The 22084-nt window shown below is 68.0% G+C and carries 12 protein-coding genes and 1 pseudogene; 6 read left to right on the forward strand and 7 right to left on the reverse strand.

The genetic code is table 11. From position 1 onward, the window contains the following. Window positions 1-96: 96 nt before the first annotated feature. Window positions 97-546 (reverse strand): MerR family transcriptional regulator, encoded by a 450-nt coding sequence (locus tag HZI36_RS09250; RefSeq protein ID WP_179402341.1) that lies wholly within the window; start codon window positions 544-546, stop codon window positions 97-99. Between the two features lie 183 nt (window positions 547-729). Here HZI36_RS09250 and HZI36_RS09255 point away from each other — a divergent pair, with 183 nt between their 5' ends. Next, window positions 730-1962: an NADH:flavin oxidoreductase/NADH oxidase family protein gene (locus tag HZI36_RS09255; protein WP_179402342.1), complete on the forward strand. Its 1233-nt coding sequence runs from the start codon at window positions 730-732 to the stop codon at window positions 1960-1962. Between the two features lie 97 nt (window positions 1963-2059). Here the strand turns inward: HZI36_RS09255 and HZI36_RS09260 are convergent, their stop codons facing one another. From HZI36_RS09260 to HZI36_RS09280, 5 genes are all read right to left on the reverse strand, one after another. Continuing rightward, a complete protein-coding gene (locus HZI36_RS09260; RefSeq protein WP_179402343.1) occupies window positions 2060-2983 on the reverse strand; it encodes a glutaminase in 924 nt (307 codons plus the stop codon). A 130-nt stretch (window positions 2984-3113) separates the two neighbouring features. After that, window positions 3114-4613 carry a flavin-containing monooxygenase gene (locus HZI36_RS09265; RefSeq protein WP_179402344.1) on the reverse strand — a complete coding sequence of 500 codons (1500 nt, stop codon included), beginning with the start codon at window positions 4611-4613 and terminating at the stop codon, window positions 3114-3116. A gap of 33 nt (window positions 4614-4646) precedes the next feature. After that, window positions 4647-6068: a long-chain-fatty-acid--protein ligase gene (locus HZI36_RS09270; RefSeq protein ID WP_179402345.1), complete on the reverse strand. Its 1422-nt coding sequence runs from the start codon at window positions 6066-6068 to the stop codon at window positions 4647-4649. After that, entirely contained in the window at window positions 6068-7549 is a 1482-nt protein-coding gene (locus tag HZI36_RS09275; RefSeq protein ID WP_179402346.1) for an acyl-CoA reductase, read from the reverse strand. The genes HZI36_RS09270 and HZI36_RS09275 overlap by 1 nt, the downstream gene beginning before the upstream one ends. 57 nt (window positions 7550-7606) lie before the next feature. Next, window positions 7607-9232 (reverse strand): thiamine pyrophosphate-binding protein, encoded by a 1626-nt coding sequence (locus HZI36_RS09280; RefSeq protein WP_179402347.1) that lies wholly within the window; start codon window positions 9230-9232, stop codon window positions 7607-7609. A gap of 232 nt (window positions 9233-9464) precedes the next feature. Between HZI36_RS09280 and HZI36_RS09285 the strand changes: the two genes are divergently transcribed. Next, complete coding sequence (locus HZI36_RS09285) at window positions 9465-10493, forward strand: C-terminal binding protein (RefSeq protein ID WP_179402348.1); 1029 nt, start codon at window positions 9465-9467, stop codon at window positions 10491-10493. A gap of 84 nt (window positions 10494-10577) precedes the next feature. Beyond that, window positions 10578-11699, forward strand: a complete 1122-nt coding sequence (locus tag HZI36_RS09290; protein WP_179402349.1) for a helix-turn-helix transcriptional regulator — start codon at window positions 10578-10580, stop codon at window positions 11697-11699. Window positions 11700-11732: 33 nt separating this feature from the next. Here HZI36_RS09290 and HZI36_RS09295 read toward each other — a convergent pair whose 3' ends face one another. Then, complete coding sequence (locus HZI36_RS09295) at window positions 11733-14117, reverse strand: patatin-like phospholipase family protein (RefSeq protein WP_246327025.1); 2385 nt, start codon at window positions 14115-14117, stop codon at window positions 11733-11735. A 140-nt stretch (window positions 14118-14257) separates the two neighbouring features. Between HZI36_RS09295 and mreB the strand changes: the two are divergent. The 3 genes and pseudogenes from mreB to HZI36_RS09310 all read left to right on the forward strand — a co-directional run. Further along, window positions 14258-15158 (forward strand): annotated as a pseudogene (gene mreB / locus HZI36_RS09300) (rod shape-determining protein MreB); the annotation flags it as partial. Window positions 15159-15338: 180 nt separating this feature from the next. Beyond that, window positions 15339-15614, forward strand: a complete 276-nt coding sequence (locus HZI36_RS09305; protein ID WP_179402352.1) for a hypothetical protein — start codon at window positions 15339-15341, stop codon at window positions 15612-15614. Window positions 15615-15858: 244 nt separating this feature from the next. Continuing rightward, window positions 15859-22084, forward strand: a 6226-nt coding sequence (locus HZI36_RS09310; protein ID WP_179402353.1) for a beta strand repeat-containing protein, incomplete at its 3' end; no start/stop codon positions are given.

Below are 22084 nucleotides of genomic sequence, written 5' to 3' on the forward strand. Positions count from 1 at the left end.
GACTCACCGCCGTCCGCAAGCACTTTAAGGTTGAACTCAACTTTAAGGTCAAGGGTCCGGATAGAGGAACGAGTCGGTTGTCGTCTCGTCTTCGAATCATTCGGTGCTCGAGCGGCGGCCCTTGCCCCGTATCGCCACCACGCCGTGATCGCGCAGCCGATCCATCACCCACCGCGTCCGCTCGGTGCAGTTCAGGTCGGTCGGCCTGTTTTTGATGCTGTCGATGGCGACGAGGAGTTGCGCCTTGTTCTCCTTGAGGCGTTTCTGCATCGCGTCGATTTCGGCGACTTTCCGTTCGAGCGCTTCCACCAGCCCGTCATGCTCCCAGTTGCCGGCCCCCACCGGCAGCAGATGGCGGATCTGCTCGAGCGAGAACCCGGCGCGCTGCGCGCTGGAGATGATCTCGAGCATCCACACCGCGTCCTCGGCGTAGTCGCGATAGCCGTTCGTCCTGCGTTCGACGGCCGTGATCAGGCCTTCCGCCTCGTAAAAGCGGATCCGGGAGGCCGTCAGGCCGCTGAGCTTCGCCAGCTCCCCAATTCTCATGCCTGCCTCGTCAGCGTGTTGACATTGAACCCAACTTTAATCCTGGAGCCGGTTCGTCGCCAAGCCGGGCGGACGGCCGAACTCGTCTGGCACGAAACCGCGCGTTCCGCACCTCGAAAAAGGTGTTGACATTAAAGTTGACTTTAACCTTAGAGTCTCGACATGCTCATACGAGGTGCTTCCATGAACGTGTTCGACAAGCTGACGCTCCCCAATGGTTCGACGATTCCGAACCGCATCGCCAAGGCCGCGATGGAAGAGAACATGGCCGACGCGGACCACGGCCCGTCGGAGCAACTGCTGCGTCTCTACCAGGCATGGGCGGATGGCGGCGCCGGGTTGCTCGTCACCGGCAACGTGATGGTCGACAGCCGTGCGATGACGGGGCCGGGCGGCGTGGTGCTGGAAGACGACGCGCAACTGGACAAGTTCAAGCGCTGGGCGCGGATCGGCCGATCCCAAGGCGCGCAATTCTGGTTGCAGATCAATCATCCTGGTCGCCAGATGCAGGCCAATCTCGGACAAAAAACCTGGGCGCCTTCGGCGGTACCGTTGGATCTGGGCAAGATGTCCAAGCACTTCAACACGCCTCATGCGATGACCCAAAGCGTCATCGACGACGTGATCCAGCGCTTTGCCCGCACCGCGCGGCTGGGTGAAATGGCCGGCTTTACCGGCGTGGAAATTCACGCGGCTCACGGCTACCTGCTGAGCCAGTTTCTTTCACCGCTTACCAATCGCAGAACGGACGAATGGGGCGGCTCCCTGGAGAACCGGGCGCGCCTGCTGCTGGCGATCGTCAAGGCGGTTCGCGCGGTGGTTTCGCCCGGGTTCGCGGTGGCCGTCAAACTCAATTCGGCGGATTTCCAGCGCGGCGGCTTCAGCGCCGACGACGCCCGGCAGGTGGTCGAACTGCTCAACGAGTGGGCCGTCGATCTGGTCGAGCTCTCGGGAGGCAGCTACGAAGCGCCGGCGATGCAGGGCGACGCACGCGACGGCCGGACGTTGGCCCGCGAAGCGTATTTCGTCGAATTCGCACGTGATATTCGGACGGTGGCCAACATGCCCGTGATGGTGACCGGCGGCATTCGCCGCCGGCCGGTGGCCGAACAGGTGATCGACAGCGGCGTGGACATGGTCGGCATCGGCACGGCGCTGGCCCTCGACCCGAATCTGCCGCGCGACTGGCGGCTCGGTAAAAACAACGCGCCCCAACTGTCGCCGATCGTGTGGAAGAACAAGGCCTTGGCGTCGCTCGCGAACATGGCCACCGTCAAGTTCCAGCTGCGCAAACTCAGCCTCGGCGGGACGCCCGATCCGGAGGTGTCGCCGGTGCGCGCGCTGATCCTGCAACAACTGGCGAATGCATGCCGGACCCGCCAGTACCGGCGCAGGATGGCGCAACGATCCCAATGACGGTTCCGGCGGCGCTATCGGGCTGGTGAACCGGTGCGAACTGGTGCGATTCGGTGCAGTCCGGTGCAATCCGGTGCATCCGGTACGATTGGGCGCTTCAGAAGATCGACCGCCCCGAATGGGTCGTCAGCCATTCCAGCGCCAGCACGCCCGCCAGCGAGTTTCCGTTCGCATCGAGCCCCGGCGACCACACGCAGACCGCCATCTCCCCCGGCAGCACCGCGACGATCCCGCCGCCGACGCCGCTCTTCGCCGGCAGCCCGACGCGGTAGACGAAGTCGCCGGCCGCGTCGTACGTGCCGCAGGTGAGCATCAGCGCCGACAGCCGCTTCGCCGAACTCGCATCGAGAATGGGCTCGCCCGACACGGGCGCCACGCCGCCATTCGCAAGAAAGAGCGCGGCCTTGGCAAGTTCGACGCAGTTCATCGCGATCGCGCACTGGCGGCTGTACGCGTCGACGACCGTGTCGGGCGGCATCGTCATGTTGCCGAAGCTCGCGATGAAATGCGCCATCGCGCGATTGCGCTCCGCGTGCCGCAGCTCGGACTGCGCGACGCGCGAATCGTAGTCGATGTTCGCGACGCTGATCAGCCGCCGCACGAACTGGACGAGCGCGGTCTCCGCATGCACGAAGCGGCGGCACAGCACGTCGGTGACGACGAGCGCGCCCGCGTTGATGAACGGATTGCGCGGCTTGCCGCGCTCGCTCTCGAGCTGCACGAGCGAATTGAACGCGGTGCCCGATGGCTCGCGGCCGACGCGTTCCCACAACGCGTCGCCGAGCAACTGGAACGCGAGCGTGCACGCGAACAGTTTCGAGATGCTCTGGATCGAGAAGCGCTCGTACGCGTCGCCGATGGTGTGCACCGCGCCGTCGAGCGTGACGACCGCCATCCCGAACTTGTCGGCGGGCACCTTCGCGAGCTCGGGGATGTAGTCGGCGACTCGACCGGCGGTGCGCCACGGTTCGATGTCGCGATGAATCCGTTCGAGGATGGCTCGATAGTCCGGGGCGGTCATGCGCGCGCGCCTTTGAAAGCACTGGGGTTCGCGATGATACCGCAACGCCCCGGCCCCACCGGCGCCGGGGGCATCCGCCCCACTGGCGCCGGAGGCGTCCGCCTCGATCCGCGCGCGCTTTGCCCCGACATCAACCCTGAAGCGGCTGTTCAGCGCGCGTGAGCGTGCGTTCGAACGCGGAAAGATCCGGCGCCGCCATCACATCCCTGAAGCGCGCATAGTTCCAGGGCCAGCTCGCGGGTACGCCTTCGCCGTCGAGATACCAGCTGTTGCAGCCCGATGCGAAGATCGTGTTCTTCGCGGCGGCAAGACGCGCCGCCTCGTACGCATCGAGCGATTCCTGCTTCACGGAAATTTCGGTGCAGTCCCCGCGGCGCAGCCATTCGAGCAATTGCGCAATGTAGCCCCATTGCTTCTCCGCGACGTCGATCAGCGAGAAGTTGCCGACAGGGCTCGTCGGGCCGTTGAGCATGAAGAAGTTCGGGAACTCGGGGATCGCGATCGCCAGATACGCGTGAGGCCGCTTGGCCCACACGTCGTCGAGACGCCGGCCATCGCGGCCGGTGATCTGCATCGGCCGCATGAACCGGTCGGCGTGGAAGCCGGATGCGAGAACCAGCACGTCGAGTTCGTGCAGCGTGCCGTCGCGCGTGAGCACGCCGTCTTTCGTGACGGTCTCGATGCCGTCGGTCACCAGTTCCGCGTTCGGGTGCTGGATCGCCTGATAGTAGTCCGGCGAGAAGATCAGGCGCTTGCACGCCGCCCGATAGTTGGGACGCAGCTTCTCGCGCAGCACGGGATCCTGCACGCTGCGTTCGAGGTTATCCAGCACGATCGCTTCGATCGTGGCGATTTCGGGCGAGCTCGCATCGGCCACGGCCGTCGTGAACCGCTCGACGTTCGCCAGGTAGGTCTCGTCGTTCTGCATGCGCTTGAGCAGCGCCGGATCGTCGCGAAACGCCTGCTTCTGCGCTTCGGTGAACGCGGGATTTTCGACCGGCATGATCCATTGCGCGGTGCGCTGGAACTGCTTGAGCTTGCCGGCCCGGCCGGCCAGCGCCGACACCAGTTGCACGCCGGTCGATCCGTTGCCGACGATGCCGATGCGCTTGCCGTCCAGCGCCACGGAGTGATCCCACCGTGCGCTGTGAAGCAGATGGCCGCCGAAGGTCTTCAGGCCGGGAATGTCCGGCGTGCGCGGGTGGTGCAGCACGCCGGTGGCCGCGATGACCACGTCGGCCTCGTCGCGCACGCCGCTGGCCGTTTCCAGATGCCAGCGCCCGTCTTCGAATGCGCAGCGGGTCACCTCCTGCCCGAAGCGAATCAGTTCGTCGATCCTGTATTTGCGGGTCATGCGCTCGAAATAGTCCTGCACTTCGGCGCCCGGCGGCAATTGGCGCGTCCACTCGGCATTCGGCGCGAACGAGTACGTGTAAGCGTGGGAGGGGACGTCGCAGGTCAGCCCTGGATACGTGTTTTCGCGCCACGTGCCGCCCACGCGCGAGGCCTTCTCGTAGATCGTCACGTTCCGGTATCCGGCTTCGAGCAGCTTGATGCCGCTCAGGATGCCTGACATGCCCGCACCGAGCACGACAATGCGCAGGTCGGGATGGGGGAGGGTTTGCGTCATGATGTCGTTCGTCCTTTTGAAGTGTGATTCGAATCAGGGTTGCGTCGTCGAAAGCAGGAATTCGACGGCGCGGTCGTGTGCTTCGGGTGCGCCGGCGCAGTTGATCTTGTCGGTGCCGCCCTGTTGCTCGCTGTAGCGGCGCACGGTGCCTTCGATCCACGGGCCGTGACGCCCGCACTCGCACGGTTCGTCCCAGCCGCCGAGCGTGACTTCGTCGCCGCTGATCAGCCCGCCCCAGTAGGTGTCGGGGAGTAGATCGAGGTAAGCGAAGCGGCCGGTCTGGCGGCCTTCGCGCGGCAGGGCCTTACCCGTTTCGGGATCCAGAACGAACGGCACGAGCACCGGCGGCACGTGATAGTGGCCGTATTCGCAGCGCGGGCAACTGACCATCAGTTCGCTCATGCTGTAGAACTCGAACACGCGCTCGAAGCCGAGGAACGTGAAGATCCGTTCGCGGTAGTCGTCCGGAAGCGCGCGTCCCTTGCTGCCGCCGCCGCTCATCAGCACGCTGCCCGGGCCGAACGCGTGGCGCACGCCCGCGGCCAGGGCCTCGTCGGCCCACTCGAACAGGATCGGCCAGACGGCGAACAGGCAGATGTCCTGGCCGCCGAAGCGCCGGATCGCCATGTCGAGAAACTGCTTCATCCGCTGCGGCCGCGCCTGTTCGCGCGCGGCGAATTCGTCGCGACGCGCGAGCAGCGCCGGCGACAATTCCAGCCGGCCCTGCTCGCCACGCGCTTCCGCGGCGCGCAGGCGTCCCGCCAGCGACGCGATGTCGGCGCTGAAGTAATCATCCGGATACAGGAACAGCGCATTGTCGTCGCCGCCGGCCCACCGCTCGACCATCTGCGCGACGCCGCGATAGGTCGCGCCCGCCCCGTGCCGATAGCCCGGCTGGACCATCGGCATCCGCGCGGCATGCAGGTCGGGGCCGGAATCCGGGCCATGCCAGTCGCGCACGCAGTGCGTGGTCAGGCGATTCGCTTCGATCCATTGCGATGCCGTGCGCGGCACGAACGACAGCTTGCCGCTCGTGCCGAACGTGTGCAGCACGCGCAGGTCCGTGCTGTCGTCCAGCCGCTTGATCCAGCCGTCGATGCTGTCGACGCCGGCATGATCGACGCGGCTCAGGTCGCACGCGGTGAGACCGCCCAGCCAGCGCGTCAACCGGTCGAACTGGCCTCGCTCGACGATCGAGAACGGATACGACTTGTAGACCGTATGCGGGAACAGCAGCGGCACCACGTCGTCGAGCGACGCGATGCGCGCGACGCGCTGTTCGTCGGCGAGCTTGCGCAGCACGGGAATGCGATCGCGCAGCGCATCGAAACGCCGTTGCGCGCCTTTCAGGTGAACGGCGTCGAGCTGCTCGCGCGTGAGCCGGAATCCGTCGTCATAGCGCGCGTCGATGTAGGACTTCGGTTCGTGCGTCAGGTGTTCGAAGAGAGTAGACATCAGGACTCCTGCAAGGAATGGGCGCCGGCGGCGAGCTGCTCGAGCATCGCGGCGTCGCTGGTCTGCTCGACGATCCACTTGCACATGCGCCGCACCGGCTCGATGCCGTCCTGGGGCGTCGCGGCGTCCTCGAAGATCGCGGCGGCGCCGAGCGACACGAGCCGCTGCGCGCCCTGGAACGCGAGACGGTCGCGCAAACGGACTTTCAACGATTCGGGGTAGATGCCGATCGTCTGCGTGTACGCGCTGACCGAGCGCACGGCCACGTCCACGTCGTCGATCGGCACGAGGTTCGCGACCCGGCACGCGAGCGCGCGGGCAAAGTCGACCGGCGCATCGGTGCGCGAGACGATGATCGCGCCTTCGTTGTGACGGCCGCCGAATACCACGTATTCGTCGCTGGCGTAGCGCAGGCCGTCGATCTCGTCCTTGAGCGCCGCGTCGAACGCCTTGTGCGGCGTGCTCAGGTGCGGCGGCAACTGCTGCAGCGCGTCGAACGTGAGCCGTCCGAGCTGCTCGATGCGGGCGAGCCCGGCGTCGTCCGTGCCCGAGGTCACGTAGGCGACGCGGGCGTTGACGCACCCCTCCTGGTTCATCGCGCCGATGTCGAGGGCGAGCCGCCGCGCGACGTGCCGGAGCGTGTCGTCGCTGGCGAACGCGTCGGCACCGATGATGGTCGCGCTGTGCTTGGGGTCGAGCGTGATCAGGTCGAGCCCGGGCTGCAGGTAGCCGGAGATATGCCTGATGCTCGCGAAACCGCCCCATGCGACAATTTTCTCCACCGCGCGCGGATCGTAGATGTCCCGCTCCACGCGCTCGTCTCCGCCTTTCCAGTACACGCTGCTGAGATGGCGCGTGAGCGGATGGTCGGGCGCCATGTCGACCATCGTCTGCGCAATGGCGGTCGCCGTCAGCGGATCGTTCGACGGCGTCTTGACGATCGCGTCCGAGCGCGTGAACGCGTTGCGGATCACCGTGCCGACGCCGACCATCGGCACGTTGCCGGCAATCACATGCACGCAGCGCGCACCGAACGCGCGGATGCGCGTGGGCTCGCCCGCATGCACGGTGGACGGTTGCGGCACCCATCCTTCCAGATAGTCGATCCCCACCAGCCTGTCGGCGGTTTCGCGTACCACGGCGGGCAGGAAGGAGGCCGGAATCGCCTCGTAGAAATAGCGCAGTATCGATTCCGACAGGCCGGACGTACGTCGCGACAATTCATACGCGGCCTGCAGGTGCGGGTTGCGATGGATGTCCAGGCGCTCGCCGAGGCGCGCGAGGTACGCGACGATATCCGCGAAGCGCAGCGCATGCAGGTCGGCCATCTGCGACGGATTGCGCAGCAGCAGGCTGGACAGGTGCGGCCTGACGTCGGGCACCGTAAAGCGCACGCCGTCATGGCGTCCGCCGAATTCCAGCGTGCAGTCGTCCAGCACCTGGCCGCGAATGACGATCGGCACGCGAAATGTCGTTTGCATCAAATGACTCCTTCAAGGATGGCGGGCGTGGCTGCCGGTGCCCGTGGTTCGTCAGCGTCAGCCGAACATGCGGATCGGCGCCAGGCTGTCCAGGTCGACCTCGATCAGGTACGGCCCGTCCGCCGCCAGCGCGGCTTCGAATGCGTCGGCGAACGCATCGGCCGAACGGACCCGCGTGCCGGGCATGCCCATGGCCGCGGCCAGCGCGACGAAATCCGGCGTATGCAGGTCGACCGCGTACGGCCGTCCGGTGGTGATGCGCTGCAGGCCCTTGAGTACGCCGTAGCCGCCGTCGTTGAACACGCACAGCACGAGCGGCGCGCGCGTTTGCACGGCGGTGGCGATTTCCGCGAGATTGAGCATCACGCCGCCGTCGCCGTGAATGACCAGCGTCTTCTTGCCGGTGCCGAGCGCCGCGCCGATCCCGATCGGCAACGCCGGACCGATCGCCAGCCCGGTGCTGTAGTGACCGATGCGCGGGCCGCGGATCGCCAGCAGGTAGTTGCCCCATGTGTTGGCGGTGATGGTGGCGTCGCAGACCACCGGGCTGTCGGCCGGGAGCAGGGTCTCGATCGTGTTGACGATGCGCTGGTGGTCGGGCCCGATCATCCGGCTCACGGCTTGTGCCAGCGCGTCGCGCACGTGCCGGGCGAGCGCGGCAAATTCGCCGTCGACGTCGACCGGCGCCACGCGCGTCAGCAAGCCTTCGGCCGCGAGTCCGGCATCGGCCACGACGGCGAGCGCCGCCGGATAGTTGCGGCCGATCACGCCCGCGTCTGCGTCGATGTGGATCAGGTTCTTCGGCATCGGCTGTTGCCAGTACTGGCTGGCGAGCGCCTGGAAGCGCGTGCCGATCGCGAGCACCAGGTCGGCTTGCGACAGCAGGTCGTTGAAGGCGGGCAGATGGGTCTGGCATCCGACGTACAACGGATGGCCGGCCGGGAGCACGCCACGCCCGTTGACGCTGCTCACGACCGGCGCGCCGACGCGTTCGGCCAGGCGGCGCACCGCGTCGGCGGCGTTCGCACTGACGCAGCCGCCGCCGATCCAGAGCAACGGCTTGCGGCTCTGGCCGATGCATCGCGCGACGGCGTCGAGCATCGCGTCGTCGGCCGGCAGCGGCGCTGGGGACGCGTATTCATGCGCGTCATGCGCGTGTCGTGGCAGCGATGCCAGCAGAAGATCCGTCGGAATTTCCACCGCGCCGGGTTGCGGGCGGCCGGTGCCGATGTCGGCCATCACGCGATGAATCGTCGCGACGATGTCGCGCGCGTGCAGCACGCGTTCGCTGCGCCGCGTGACCGTGCGCAGCATCGCGAGTTGCTGGTCGGCATCGTGGATGAAGCCCTTGCCCTTGCCGAGATAACGCGTATCGATCTGGGTCGTGATCAGCAGCACCGGGGACGACGCGAAGCCGGCCTCGTACAGGCCGTTGACGGCATTGACCGTGCCCGGCCCCGTGCTGACGATCGCGACACCGAGCTCGCCCGTCGCGCGCGCATAGCCATCGGCCGCATGCACGGCCCCTTGCTCGTGGCGCGTGCCGACCACGCGAATGTCGCCGTGGCGGCACAGCGCATCGTAGAGGCCGAGGTTGTGCTGGCTCGGGATGCCGAAGACGCACGATACGTTCGCGGCCTTCAGTGCGTGGTAGACGGCATCGCCGCCGGTCATGATCGACATGGAACGTCCTTTGCGCGGGTCAATCCGGAATGGGCTCGAATCGGGGCTCGCATTTAGGCCCGCATTTAGGCCCAACTGGGAGGCGAACCCAGAATGCCAGCGTGCGGCGAGACCGACATCCGACAAATGAACTAGGCCGGCCGTGCGCCGCTTAGTGCATTTGGTGGATGCGCAACGGCACGACGCCGGGCGACGATGGTGCTCCGACCAACCGGCACAGGAGACCGCCCCCATGCTGAAGATCGTGCAAACCCTTGCGATGGATGGCGCGAGCGTCGCGCCCGCGGACTACCTGCCGGCGTTCGCGGCGAGGAATGTGGTGCCGGATTTCCGGGTGGTGCACTGCACCAGCGAGGATGCGCTGATCGACGCCTGCGCGGACGCGGACATCGTGTTCGGGCAATGCAGCGTCCAGCGGTTCAGCCGGCGCGTGCTGTCCTCCCTTCGGGCCTGCCGGATGATCGTGAGCATGGGCATCGGCTTCGAGAACCTCGACCGCGAAGCGGCGATCGAAGCCGGCATCCTCGTGGCCAACGTTCCCGACTTCTGCCTGGAGGAGGTGGCCGATCACACGCTCGCGCTGATTCTGGCTTGCACGCGGCGGATCGTCGCGTTGCATGGCGCGGCGCGCGACGGGGGCGGCCACGATGCGATCCAGCGCCTGCGCCGGCATCATTGGCCGCGCATGAGCCGGCTTCGCGGCCGCACGCTCGGCCTGATCGGGTTCGGCGCCATTGCCCGGGCAGTGGTCCCCCGCGCGGCGGGGTTCGGCCTGAACGTCATCGCATGCGACCCGTACGTGGACGCGAACGCGATGGCGCTGGCCGGCGTCCGGGCGGTCTCGCAGGACGAACTGCTGGCCGATGCCGACATCGTGTCGCTGCACGTGCCGCTGAACGACGATAACCGGCATCTGCTGGGGGCCGCGGCGCTCGCGCGGATCAAGCCGGGGGCGATCGTCATCAATACGGGACGGGGCGGACTGATCGACCACGCGGCGCTGGCCGCCGCCTTGCGCGAGGGCACGGTGGCCGCCGCGGGGCTCGACGTGACCGAACCGGAGCCGCTGCCGCCGTCGCACGATCTGTGGACCCTGGATCAGGTGGTCATCACACCGCATTCCGCGGGGATATCGCCGGAAGCGATGCGCGCGCTGGTGCAACGGCCGTGGCAGGAGACCCTGCGTTTGCTGGATGGCCAGTGGCCGTCAGGCTGGATCAACCCGGAGGCGAAGGCTGCGTATCAGGCGAGATGGCGTTGAACGCGCGTTTCGCGCATGCTCCGCTTGGACGATGCCGCCGGCGGGATCATCGGCCACCATTGAGCGTCGACCCCGCTACCGCCCATGGCACACAACCTCGTCCGCCTGCTGGATGCCCTGTTCGCGAGCACGCTGGACACCCCGCCGTGGACAGCGTTCCTCGAGGCGATGGGGCGCTACATGCCGTGCCATCACCCGACGCTGGTCTTGCGCAAGCCGCGACCGGGCGATCCGGGCGTCGTCGTGTCGGCCGACGCGCATACCGATGCGATCGTCGCGTTGCAGGAGCGCGTGTTCCGGGATTCGCCGTTTCTGGAACTGCCGCCGGGCAAGGTCTGCATCCTCAGCCAGATGATGAGCCGGACCGAACTGGCACGGCGCTTCCCCGTCTACCACGCGTATCTTCACGAGTACGGCGACGTGATCGACCTGATCGGGCTCGATCTGGCGGAGCCCGCCACGGGGATGATCTTCCGCTTGCGCGGCTCGCGCCTGCAAGGCGAGGCATGTTTCGGGGAGGCGGAGCGCAGGTTCCTGGAAGCACTGGCGCCGCGCCTGCAAACCGCGTTCGCGATCTATGCGCGCCTCGCGCATCAACAGTACCGGTTGCGCGTGCTCGACGACACGGCGGAGCAATTGACCGTCGGATGTCTGGTGCTGAACGAGGACGGCCGCGTGCTGCTGAAAAATGCGGTGGCCGACCGGTGGATCGAGCAGCAGGATGGCTTTGCGCTCCGGGAAGGGATGCTTCACTGCACGGATGCGCGAAGTGAATGGTCGATGCGCACGGCGCTCGCCAGGGTGGTGGCCGTTGGCGACGAATCGAGGCACACGTCGCAGGTGTTCCGTGCGAGCCGCGGCGGCGGCGCGCAGTCCTGGAGCGTGCTGTGCCGGCCTTATGGCGTGCGCGCGGGGCTGGGCGAAAAGACCACGGCGGCCGTGCTGATGCTGATACGCGACGCGAACCTGCGGCCCGAAATCTCGGCGGGCGTGCTGATCGAACTGTTTGGGCTGACGCGGGCGGAAGCCGTGCTCGCCACGCGTCTGGTGCAGGGGGAGAGCGTGAAGGAAGCGTCGGCCTCGCTGGGCATTTCCCACTACACGGCGCGCGCGCAGCTTGCGGCCATCTTCGACAAGACCGACACGCACCGGCAGCCGCAATTGGTCAGCCACATTCTGCACACGGTGCACAATCTCTGGCCGTGATCGCATGCGGCTCGACCGTGCGAGCCGCTGCCGTCAGTACGTGCGCCCGAGCTGGAAGTACAGGTTGTACCGCCCGCCCGGCGCGAGCGCGGCGCCGACGTACAGCGGCCCGAACGACGTCGTCAGGCTCGTGAAGAACGAGTAGCTCTGCTTCAGCGGCCCGCTGCCGAACGTGCTGTTCAGCGACCACACGTTGCCGAGCTCCGCGCTCGCGCCGACGTACAGCGCCTTCACCGGCGACGCGCTGAACGTCATCAGCTGGTTCATATAGGTGATCTGCCCGTACAGCAGCGCGTTGCCGGTCAGCTGGTCGGCCGCGTACGCGGCCAGATGCTGGAAGCCGCCGAGCGTGAAGTCGAGGAAGTTGACCGGACTCACGCCGCCGAAGCTCTTGCCGCCCTCGAGCGTCGCGCTGACGCTGTGTCGCCCGAACTGCCGCGCGACCATCGTCTTCGCGTACAGCTCCGTGTACTGCGCGTTGTCGCTCGACACGAACGAGCGCTCCGCGCTCAGCTCGCCGAAGTAGCCGGTGCGCGGGAACAGCGGATCGTCGAGCTGATCGATCTCGAGCCGCGCCCGCGCGCTCAGTTGCCGGCCGCGCAGGTCGCTGAACAGCAGGCCGGTCGGCTGGCCGGCCGCGTTGAATGCGGTCGGGACGTTGTAGATCGGCACGCCGGTGCCGTGCGCGTACGCGAGGCCGATCCTGAAGTCGCCGAGCCGCGCGAGCGGCAGGCCGAAGTCGAAGCCGGCGCGCTCGGTCTGCAGCCGGTACTGCGTCAGCTTCACATCGTCCAAATAGACGTTCGCGAAGCGGCGCTGGAACTCCGCGTACGGCGCGACGTACACGCCGAACGTCGACGACAGCGGCTGCCGCACCTCGACGCGCGCCGACTGCAGGTCGCTGCCGAGCGTCGTGTCGGCGCGGAACTCCAGCCCCGACGACGTGACCCACGGCCGCCGGTAGCCGAGATGCAACCGGAAGCCGCCTTCGTCGGTCGAGCTGCTCGACATCCCGAGACCGAACAGCAGGAAGTTGGGCCCCCAGTGCTTGCCTTGCGCGTCGATCACGAGACGATGCGTATCGCCGTCGGTGACGACCTGCTGCGTGACACTCTCGAAGTTGCCGCTCGTCGACAGCGCGAGCAGGTCGCGGCTGACCGCCTGCGGATCGTACAGATCGCCCGGCTTCACGTGCAGCGCGTGGCGGACGACGTGCGCCGGCACGTCGCCGCTCGTGCGGATGTCGATGCCGGTGATCCGGATCGTCTGCGGCACCGGGCGCGCGTGCGCGGCGCGGTACGCGGCGTACTGCTCGGGCGTCAGCGCGTAGCGCCGCAGGCGCGGCAGCGCGGCGGTCGCGGCGGCGCGGCCGGCCTCGATCGCCTGGCTTGCATTCTGAAAATCCGTGAAGCTCAGCGCGCCGAGGTCGGGCGTCAGCAGCACGTCGTGCGGCGCCAGCTCGCGGCGCTGCGTCGAGACGTTCTGACGGATCAGGATGCCGACCATCTGCTGCATCACGTCGGCGGGCGTCGCGAGCGAGTCGAGCGGGCGCAGCGGCGAGCCGATGTCGACCGCGATCACGACGTCGGCGCCCATCTTCCGCGCGGTGTCGACGGGCAGGTTGCTGACGAGGCCGCCGTCGACGAGCGTGCGGCCGTCGATCTCGGCGGGCGAGAAGAGGCCCGGCATCGCCATGCTTGCGCGGATCGCGAGCGGCAGCGAGCCGTGGTCGAGCACGACCATCTGGCCGGTCCGCAGGTCGGTCGCGACCGCGCGGTACGGAATCGGCAGCCGGTCGAACGGCTGGTTGATCGGCACGGCCGCCGTCCAGTCCGCGAGCAGCGCCTGCAGCCGGTTGCCCTGCACGAGGCCCGCCGGCGCCTTGATGCCGTTCGCGCCGATGCCGACCGTCAGCCCGCTCGCGTACAGGCGCTCGTCCTCGCGGCGGCTCTGCGGGAGGTCCGCGCGCTCGGTCACGTCGAATGCGATGTCGGCGAGATTGACCTGCGACAGGCGCCGTTCCATGTTGTCGGCGGCCATCCCGCTCGCGTAGAGCCCGCCGACGACCGCGCCCATGCTGGTGCCGGCGATGCAGTCGACCGGAATCCGTTTCTGCTCGAGCACTTCGAGCACGCCGAGATGCGCGTAGCCGCGCGCGCCGCCGCCGGACAGCACGAGGCCGATCGCGGGGCGGCCGGCCGGCCCGCCGGCGGGCCGGCACACGTGTTCGGCCAGGGGCTCGGGCGCGGGCGGCGAAGCCGGGGCGGCCGGCGCCGCCGGCGCGCCGGTCGTGACGTCGGCCGTGACGCTGGCCGGCGGCGTCGCGGGCATGTCGGACGCGGGTCGGGTCTGCGCGAAGGCGGCGCAGCAGCAGAGCGTGGCGAGTAGCGTGGCGAAAAGCGGAAGCAGGCGGCGCATGCGCTGCCACCGGAGCAGAGCGGACGCGATAAGGAACGCGATAAGGGACGCGATAAGGGACGCGGTCACGGACACTGTCATCGTTGGAGGCTGTACGTGTTCTGACGGTCTGGCCTGCGCGGAACAGGCAAAGCGAGAGATTAACGTGTTTTGCGCGGCCGGGCGGCGAGCGTTGCCCGCAACGCACGGTCGGGCGACGCAGTCGCGCAGTTTTCGTTCGGATCGCCTACAGTTATCCGGGGCGGGCCGCCGTCGACAATCCGCGAATTCATCGACATGGCCGGCCTGCGCGCGCTGTTCCGGCGGCGCGTCGACCTGACGCTGTGCGTGCCGTCCGGTGCAACGCCGGTCGAGCGCCGCGCGCTCCGCGAGGCCGTGCTCGCGGCCGGCGCGTCGCGGGTCGCGCTGATCGAGGAATCGCTCGCGGCCGCGCTCGGCGCGGGGTTGCCGGTGACGGGTGCGGTCGGCTCGCTCGTCGTCGATCTCGGCGGCGGCACGACCGAGGTCGCAATGGTCGCGCTCGGCGGGATTGTCTGCCGCGATGGGGTGCGGATCGGCGGCGACCAGTTCGACGCGGCGATCGTCAATCACGTGCGTGGCGTCTACGGCGTGCAACTCGGCGAGCAAACGGCCGAGCACGTGAAGAAGACGATCGGCTCCGCGAGCCATGCGGTGCCGCGCGAATCGATGCGCGCGATCGGGCGCAGCGTCGTGGACGGGCTGCCGCGCACGATCGAGCTCAGCAATCACGACGTCGCCGATGCGCTCGCCGCGCCGCTGAACCAGGTGGTGAGCGCGGTCAAGCGCGTGCTCGAGAACGCGCCGCCCGAGCTCGTCACCGACGTCGCGAACCGCGGGATCGTGCTGACGGGCGGCGGCGCGCTGCTCGCGCATCTCGGCCAGCGCCTGCATCGCGAGACGGGGCTTGCCGCGCGGGTCGCGGACGATCCGCTCACGTGCGCAGTCCGCGGCGCCGGCGCCGCGATGGAGACGATCCGCTCCGCCGCGGCGGGCGTGGCCGCGATCGCGCTCGAAGGCTGACGCGCGCGGCTCGCGCGCACCGCGTTCCATTCCGCTTTTCCCGCGCCGTCCCGGCCGGTTCGGCCATTCGCCCGAAATTGCAAAGAAATGCCAATTGACATTTCTGCAAATTCATTGCTTTAGGCCGACGATTCAGTTGAGCCTGCCTCGATCCAATTGCTTCCTTCGGCTCGCCGATTAATGCAGATTCCAGCGCGGATTCCAGCGCGCGTGCGCGTCAAATCGACGGTGTTCGCGGCATTGCATTCGGATGAAATGGAATGGTGGATTGTTTCAATAATTCACCGTTTTACATCCGGTAAAAATGTTGAAATTACGCTGTTCGAAGCGATCGAAAACGTTTGCCGAGACCGTGAGAGGGCCGTGGCAAAAGGCGAAGTGGCCGATTTGACAGGTCCTGAATGTCGCTGTTTCGCCCGGTTACAACGTTTTGCAAATTCGCGAGCTTTGTTATAGTCTTGTGCAAAATTGGTTAAAAAATTAGATAAGCAATTATTTTCGTGAGAGGGCACACATGACTTCGCCGTCCGATTAAGTGTTTCGCACCGCGATTCCGCATTAAAAACCTTCGATTCGAACCATGTGTCCGTCACCTTCCTTGAGTGAACGGATCGGGAGCGTTCGTCCTTGCAATTGCCGTTAGTCGTTGCCGCTTACTCCGGCCGCAATCCCAGTCGATAACAACCAGGCGAGAATGAATATGAGCCGCGTAACTGCCAAGAAAAAGACCCGCGAAAGCTTTCCGAGGACCGTTCTGCCGACGAGCCTGCTGCTCGCGCTGATCGGTGCGGGTATCGTCCCGGTCGACGCCGTGGCCTGCACGGCGACGGGCACGACCGTCGACTGCACGGGGGTCAGCGGGCCGTACCAGAGCGCCGTCAGCGGCCTGACCGTGACCGTCGAGCCCGCCGCGGCCGTCGACGGCTTGCTCGGGTCCGCGATGACGCTGACGGGCACGAACAACACGCTGAACAACAGCGGTTCGATCACCTCGACCGCGCTGGGCACCACTGTGCAGATGGGCTCGGGGCTCACGGGCACCGAGACCGTCACGAACGCGGCGGGCGCGTCGATCAACGCGCCGCTGTTCGGCACCGCGCTGACGGTCGACAACGGCGTAGGCGGCGCGACCAGCGTCACGAACGCGGGCGCGATCAACGGCGACGTCGTGCTCACCGGGAGCGGCACGAACTCGGTCACGAACGCGGGCGCGATCAACGGCGCCGTGACGTTCGATCCGACCGGCACGAACACGTTCACCGCGCAGACCGGGTCGTCGGTCACCGGAGCCGTCACCGGCGGCGGCGCGCCCGGCAGTGCGCTGAATCTGCAGCAGAGCGCGGCGACCGGCAGCCCGGCGGTGGGCGCGATCGGGATCAACGACTTTACCGGCTTCAACAATCTCGACGTCCAGAGCGGCGCGTGGGCGATCAGCGGCGCGTCGACCGCGACGAATGCGTCGCTGGAAGGCACCGCGATCATCAACAACGCCGCGTCGCTCGGCACCGGCGCGATCACCGCGAACGGCGGCACGCTCGCGGCGAGCGCCCCCGGGCTCAATCTCGGCAACAACGTGACGCTCGGCAACGGCGGCCTGACCGTCGGCGGCACGAACGGCATCGCGCTGTCGGGCCCGATCGGCGGCACCGGCGCGCTGACCGCCAACGATACGGGCACGGTGACGCTGACCGGCGCGAACACGTACCAGGGCGGCACGAACCTGACCGGCGGCGGGCTGATCGTCGGTAACGGCGGCGCGCTCGGCTCCGGTTCGCTGAACGTGGGCGGCGCCGGCGGCACGCTCGGCGCGAGCGCGCCGGCGACGACGCTCGGCAATGCGATCAATCTCGGCTCCGGGTCGACGCTGACGGTCGACAGCACGAACGTCTCCGCGCTGAACGGCGCGATTGCCGGTGCGGGCGGGCTCGCGCTGGGCGGCACCGGCACGACGACGCTGAACGCGACCGAGACCTATACCGGCGGCACGACGATCAACAGCGGCACGCTCGCGCTCGGCACGAACGGCAGCCTCGCGCCGACGGGTTCGGTCGCGCTGGCCAATTCGGGCGCGACGTTCGACATGAGCGGCGCGAACGGGCCGCAGACGATCGGCACGCTGTCGGGCGTGAACGGCACGAACGTGAACCTTGGCGGGAACTCGCTTGTGGTCGACTCGACCGGCAACGGCACCTTCGCCGGTGCGATCGGCGGCACCGGCGGCGTGACGCTGAGCGGCACCGGCACGGAAGCGCTGACCGGCGCGAACACGTATTCGGGCGGCACGACGCTCACCGGCGGCAACCTCGTCGTCGGCAACGGCTCGGCGCTCGGCACCGGTGCGCTCGACGTGACCGGGCCGGCTTCGCTCGGCGCGAGCACGGCGACGACGCTCGGCAATGCGGTCAATCTCGGCAGCGGCAGCACGCTGACGCTCAACGGCGCAAACGATATCGGGCTGAACGGCGTAATTTCCGGCCAGGGCGGGCTCGCGCAGAGCGGCACCGGCACGACGACGCTGAATGGCGCGAACACGTACCAGGGCGGCACGAACCTGAGCGGCGGCGAGCTGGTCATCGGTAACGGCGGCGCGCTCGGCACCGGCACGCTGAGCGTCACGGGAGCGGGCGGCACGCTCGGCGCGAGCGCGCCGGCGACGACGCTCGGCAACACGATCGATCTCGGCTCCGGGTCGACGCTGACGGTCGACAGCACGAACCTCTCCGCGCTGAACGGCGCGATCGCCGGTGCGGGCGGGCTCGCGCTGGGCGGCACCGGCACGACGACGCTGAACGCGACCGAGACCTATACCGGCGGCACGACGATCAACAGCGGCACGCTCGCGCTCGGCACGAACGGCAGCCTCGCGCCGGCGGGTTCGGTCGCGCTGGCCAATTCGGGCGCGACGTTCGACATCAGCGGTGCGAACGGGCCGCAGACGATCGGCACGCTGTCGGGCGCCACGGGTTCGAACGTGAACCTCGGCGCGAATTCGCTCGCGTTGAACAACAACGGCACGGGCACGTTCGGCGGCGCGATCGGCGGCACCGGCGGGCTGACGGTGAACGGCACGGGCACGGAAACGCTGACGGGCGCGAACACGTACACGGGCAGAACGACGGTGAACGGCGGCACGCTGGCGATCGGCACGGGCGGCAGTCTGGCGTCGACGAGCCCGGTCGATCTGGCGGGTTCGGGCGCGACGCTCGATCTGAGCGGCGCGAGCGGGCCGCAAACGATCGGCACGCTGACGGGCGCGAACGGCACGAACGTGAATCTCGGCGCGAACGCGCTGACGATGAACAACGCGACGAACGGCACGTTCGGCGGCGCGATCGGCGGCACGGGTGGCGTGACGCTGAGCGGCCCGGGCACGGAAACGATGACGGGTGCGAACACGTACACCGGCGGCACGACGGTGAACGGTGGCACGCTCGCGATCGGCCCGAACGGCAGCCTGGCATCGACGGGTTCGGTCGATCTGGCGGGCACCGGCACGACGTTCGACATCAGCGGCGCGATGGCGCCGCAATCGATTGGCACGCTGTCGGGCGCCACGGGTTCGAACGTGAATCTCGGCGCGAATTCGCTCACGCTGAACAACAACGGCACCGGCGCGTTCGGCGGCGTGATCGACGGCACCGGCGGGTTGACGGTGAACGGCACGGGCACGGAGACGTTGACCGGCGCGAACACCTATACCGGTGGCACGACGGTGAACGGCGGCACGCTGGCGGTGGGCACGGGCGGCAGCCTGGCGTCGACCAGCCCGGTCGATCTGGCGGGCACCGGTGCGACGCTCGATCTGAGCGGTGCGAACGGGCCGCAAACGATCGGCACGCTGACGGGTATTGGCGGCACGAACGTGAATCTCGGCGCGAACACGCTGACGATGAACAACGCGACGGACGGCACGTTCGGTGGCGTGATCGGCGGGACGGGCGGGTTGACGCTGAGCGGCCCGAGCACGGAAACGCTGACCGGTGCGAACACGTACACCGGCAGCACGACGATCAACGGCGGCACGCTGGCGATCGGCACGGGCGGCAGTCTGGCATCGACGAGCCCGGTCGATCTGGCCAACTCGGGCACGGCGTTCGACATCAGCCACGCAACGACGCCGCAGTCGATCGGCACGCTGACGGGTGTCGGCGGCACGAACGTGAATCTCGGCGCGAACACGCTGACGATGAACAACGCGACCAATGGCACCTATGGCGGCACGATCGGCGGCACGGGTGGCGTGACGCTGAGCGGCCCGGGCACGGAAACGCTGACCGGCGCGAACACGTACACCGGCGGCACGACGATCAACGGCGGCACGCTGGCGCTCGGTTCGGGTGGCAGCCTGGCATCGACGAGCCCGGTCGATCTGGCGGGCACCGGCTCGACGTTCGACATCAGCGGTGCGAATGGGCCGCAGACGATCGGCACGCTGTCGGGCGCCACGGGTTCGAACGTGAACCTCGGCGCGAATTCGCTCGCGTTGAACAACAACGGCACGGGCACGTTCGGCGGCGCGATCGGCGGCACCGGCGGGCTGACGGTGAACGGCACGGGCACGGAAACGCTGACGGGCGCGAACACGTACACGGGCAGCACGACGGTGAACGGCGGCACGCTGGCGATCGGCACGGGCGGCAGTCTGGCGTCGACGAGCCCGGTCGATCTGGCCAATTCGGGCGCGACGCTCGATCTGAGCGGCGCGAGCGGGCCGCAAACGATCGGCACGCTGACGGGCGCGAATGGCACGAACGTGAATCTCGGCGCGAACGCGCTGACGATGAACAACGCGACGAACGGCACGTTCGGCGGTTCGATCGGTGGCACCGGCGGGCTGACGCTGAGCGGCCCGGGCACGGAGACGATGACGGGTGCGAACACGTACACCGGTGGCACGACGGTGAACGGTGGCACGCTCGCGATCGGCCCGAACGGCAGCCTGGCATCGACGGGTTCGGTCGATCTGGCGGGCACCGGCACGACGTTCGACATCAGTGGCGCGACGGCGCCGCAATCGATTGGCACGCTGTCGGGCGCCACGGGTTCGAATGTGAACCTCGGCGCGAATTCGCTCACGCTGAACAACAACGGCACGGGCACGTTCGGCGGCGTGATCGGCGGGACTGGCGGGCTGACGGTGAACGGCATCGGCAAGGAAACGCTGACCGGCGCGAACACGTACACGGGCGGCACGACGGTGAACGGCGGCACGCTGGCGATCGGCACGGGCGGCAGCCTGGCATCGACGAGCCCGGTCGATCTGGCGGGCACCGGCGCGACGTTCGACATCAGCAACGCAACGACGCCGCAGACGATCGGCACGCTGACGGGCGTCAACGGCACGAACGTGAATCTCGGCGCGAACGCGCTGACGATGAACAACGCGACGAACGGCACGTTTGGCGGTTCGATCGGCGGCACGGGCGGCGTGACGCTGAGCGGCCCGGGCACGGAAACGCTGACCGGCGCGAACACGTATAGCGGTGGCACGACGGTCAACGGCGGCACGCTGGCGATCGGTTCGGGCGGCAGCCTGGCATCGACGGGCGCGGTCGATCTGGCCAACTCGGGCACGACGTTCGACATCAGCAACGCGACGGCGCCGCAAACGATCGGCACGTTGACGGGCGCGAATGGCACGAACGTGAATCTCGGCGCGAACGCGCTGACGATGAACAACGCGACGGATGGCACGTTCGGCGGTTCGATCGGCGGCACGGGTGGCGTGACGCTGAGCGGCCCGGGCACGGAAACGCTGACCGGCGCGAACACGTACACCGGCGGCACGACGGTCAACGGCGGTACGCTGGCGATCGGCACGGGTGGCAGCCTGGCATCGACGGGTTCGGTCGATCTGGCGGGCAACGGCGCGACGTTCGACATCAGCAGCGCGAGCGGGCCGCAGACGATCGGCACGCTGTCGGGCGCGAATGGCACGAACGTGAATCTCGGCGCGAATTCGCTCGCGTTGAACAACAACGGTACAGGCACGTTCGGCGGCGTGATCGGCGGCACCGGCGGCGTGACGGTGAACGGCACGGGCACGGAAATACTGACGGGTGCGAACACGTACACGGGCGGCACGACGGTGAACGGCGGCACGCTGGCGGTTGCCGCGGGCGGCAGCCTGGCATCGACGAGTCCAGTCGATCTGGCCAATTCGGGCGCGACGCTCGATCTGAGCGGCGCGAGCGGGCCGCAATCGATCGGCACGCTGACGGGCGCGAATGGCACGAACGTAAATCTCGGCGCGAATGCGCTGACGATGAACAACGCGACGAATGGCACGTTCGGCGGTTCGATCGGCGGCACCGGTGGCGTGACGCTGAGCGGCCCGGGCACGGAAACGTTGACGGGCGCGAACACGTACACGGGCGGCACGACGGTGAACGGCGGCACGCTGGCGATCGGTACGGGCGGCAGCCTGGCATCGACGGGCGCGGTCGATCTGGCCAACTCGGGCACGACGTTCGACATCAGCAGCGCGAGCGGGCCGCAGTCGATCGGCACGCTGACGGGCGCCGCGGGTTCGAACGTGAACCTCGGCGCGAATGCGCTGACGATGAACAACGCCACGAACGGCACCTATGGCGGTTCGATCGGCGGCACGGGCGGCGTGACGCTGAGCGGCCCGGGCACGGAAACGCTGACGGGTGCGAACACGTACACGGGCGGCACGACGATCAACGGCGGCACGCTGGCGATCGGCTCGGGCGGGAGCCTGGCATCGACGGGTTCGGTCGATCTGGCGGGCAATGGCGCGACGTTCGATCTGAGCGGCGCGAGCGGGCCGCAGACGATCGGCACGCTGTCGGGCGTCAACGGCACGAACGTGAATCTCGGCGCGAACCCGTTGACGATGAACAACGCGACGAACGGCACGTTCGGCGGTTCGATCGGCGGGACCAGCGGCGTGACGTTGAACG

The sequence above is a fragment of the Burkholderia guangdongensis genome (genome assembly GCF_013403875.1).
GTDB classification, from domain to species: domain Bacteria; phylum Pseudomonadota; class Gammaproteobacteria; order Burkholderiales; family Burkholderiaceae; genus Burkholderia; species Burkholderia guangdongensis.

Excerpts from the sequence above, each read along its gene's own strand:
- HZI36_RS09250 (WP_179402341.1), bottom strand. The coding sequence starts at position 546 with ATGAGAATTGGGGAGCTGGCGAAGCTCAGCGGCCTGACGGCCTCCCGG.
- HZI36_RS09255 (WP_179402342.1), top strand. The coding sequence starts at position 730 with ATGAACGTGTTCGACAAGCTGACGCTCCCCAATGGTTCGACGATTCCG.
- HZI36_RS09260 (WP_179402343.1), bottom strand. The coding sequence starts at position 2,983 with ATGACCGCCCCGGACTATCGAGCCATCCTCGAACGGATTCATCGCGAC.
- HZI36_RS09265 (WP_179402344.1), bottom strand. The coding sequence starts at position 4,613 with ATGACGCAAACCCTCCCCCATCCCGACCTGCGCATTGTCGTGCTCGGT.
- HZI36_RS09270 (WP_179402345.1), bottom strand. The coding sequence starts at position 6,068 with ATGTCTACTCTCTTCGAACACCTGACGCACGAACCGAAGTCCTACATC.
- HZI36_RS09275 (WP_179402346.1), bottom strand. The coding sequence starts at position 7,549 with ATGCAAACGACATTTCGCGTGCCGATCGTCATTCGCGGCCAGGTGCTG.
- HZI36_RS09280 (WP_179402347.1), bottom strand. The coding sequence starts at position 9,232 with ATGTCGATCATGACCGGCGGCGATGCCGTCTACCACGCACTGAAGGCC.
- HZI36_RS09285 (WP_179402348.1), top strand. The coding sequence starts at position 9,465 with ATGCTGAAGATCGTGCAAACCCTTGCGATGGATGGCGCGAGCGTCGCG.
- HZI36_RS09290 (WP_179402349.1), top strand. The coding sequence starts at position 10,578 with ATGGCACACAACCTCGTCCGCCTGCTGGATGCCCTGTTCGCGAGCACG.
- HZI36_RS09295 (WP_246327025.1), bottom strand. The coding sequence starts at position 14,117 with ATGCGCCGCCTGCTTCCGCTTTTCGCCACGCTACTCGCCACGCTCTGC.
- HZI36_RS09305 (WP_179402352.1), top strand. The coding sequence starts at position 15,339 with ATGCAGATTCCAGCGCGGATTCCAGCGCGCGTGCGCGTCAAATCGACG.